Annotated in this window: 1 protein-coding gene; it reads left to right on the top strand. The window is 43.0% G+C overall.

All coding sequences use genetic code 11. The annotated features are described in order from the left end of the window. The first annotated feature begins 398 nt into the window (after positions 1-398). Entirely contained in the window at positions 399-1364 is a 966-nt protein-coding gene (locus AYW76_RS18480; RefSeq protein ID WP_067224015.1) for an integron integrase, read from the top strand. Positions 1365-1694 lie beyond the last annotated feature (330 nt).

Below are 1694 nucleotides of genomic sequence, written 5' to 3'. Positions count from 1 at the left end.
AAGATTAAGTTTGGTTCTAAATGGGGGAATTGGGAAAACTGAGAAAAGACCCGCGAAGCGGCTTAGTTCAACATTTTAATAGTGCGCATGCGCGTTTACACATTGCCGAAGCCCTAAAACAAAACCTTCTAACGATTTGTTCTATCAGCATTTTTCTGGCTTACCCCATAGCAACTCAAAACACAAAATCGAGCATGCGTGTTATATTAATTGTCCACAGCACGTTATTCTGGCTGTGTCATTGGTTAGTTATTGATCTTAATACACTTTCACTGACGCTTCCATGACAAATCAAGAAACTGAACCATACTCAGATCATGAAAACAGGCACACAACTTGCGAAGGTAAAAATAAACTGTATATTTATACAGCTAAAATATATCCACAAGGAGTGTGTGATGTCTTCCAGTCCATTTATGAATCACCTTCGCAGCGAGTTGCGTATACGTGGCTATAGTATGAAAACGGAAAAATCCTACTTATACTGGATTCGTTATTTAATTAGATTCCATCAGCTTAAGCACCCTAATCAAATGGGAGCCAACGAGGTAAGAGCATTTCTTTCTTTTCTGACAACAGAGCAGCATGTTGCAATCAATACGCAGAAATCAGCCTTGAATGCGCTCGCATTTTTGTATAACAAAGTGCTTGAGCAGCTACTTGGAGATCTTGGTTTTCAACATGCCAAGCAAGGTCGACGTTTGCCATCTGTACTGTCTGCGCCTGAAATTAAGTCAATTATTAATCAAATTGAAAGCGAACGAGACAAACTTATTTTTGCATTGCTTTACGGCAGCGGGCTTAGGATCAGTGAGTGTTTGAGAATTAGAATACAGGATTTGAGCTTAGAGCAAGGAAGTCTCGTTGTTCGGTGCAGTAAGGGTAATAAAGACCGGACAACTATTCTTAGTCAAAAACTGGAAGGCCTTGTTTCCAGGCAAATTGAAACAATTAAATTAATTCAACAGCAAGATAATGATAAAGGCTACGGTCCGTCACTCCCCTTCGCTCTAAGCAAAAAATATCCTAATGCCTTTCGGCAACTGAGTTGGATGTATTTATTCCCTTCGACCACTTTAAGCCCTCATCCTTTAACAGGTGAACTTTGTCGCCATCATCTGCATGACTCAGTGCCCCGGAAAATACTTAAAAAAGCAGTGCAGCTATCTAACATTCGAACCAAACGCGTGAATTGTCATACGTTCAGACATTCCTTTGCAACCCACCTCCTTATGGCTGGCAGAGATATTCGAACAGTCCAAGAACTATTGGGGCACAGCGACGTTTCAACAACACAGATCTACACACATGTTATTGGACAGCATTTTGCTGGGACTAACAGTCCTCTTGATAACATAATTTAACTGGCTGTTTTCGCACCGCCAGACCCCACAAGAGCACAAAGCTATCGCTTTGGTCGCCGGCATAGCCGCCTCGCACAAGACGTGCTAGAGCAACATTCCATGCGTTTAATTCGCGCTGACGCGTCGAGGTACGAGACACTGCGCAAGCGAATTGAATGACGTGGAAGGGTGCAGCAAAGCAGTTTCTGAGTACCGAAACTGATTATTTGTATCCTTGAAATACTACCTAGGCTGTTAGCTTGATCGCGGGTGCAACCCGCTCGTACAGGGTGATTACAGCCTAGAAAGATGGACTAGGCTGTGAGCTTGATCGCGGGTGAAACCCGCTCG

Source organism: Marinomonas gallaica, from assembly GCF_001639745.1.
Classification (GTDB): Bacteria; Pseudomonadota; Gammaproteobacteria; order Pseudomonadales; family Marinomonadaceae; genus Marinomonas; species Marinomonas gallaica.
This window is presented reverse-complemented; position numbering and strand designations above follow the sequence as displayed.

Bases quoted from the DNA above. Each gene is read 5' to 3' on its own strand.
- AYW76_RS18480 (WP_067224015.1), top strand. From the start codon at position 399: ATGTCTTCCAGTCCATTTATGAATCACCTTCGCAGCGAGTTGCGTATA.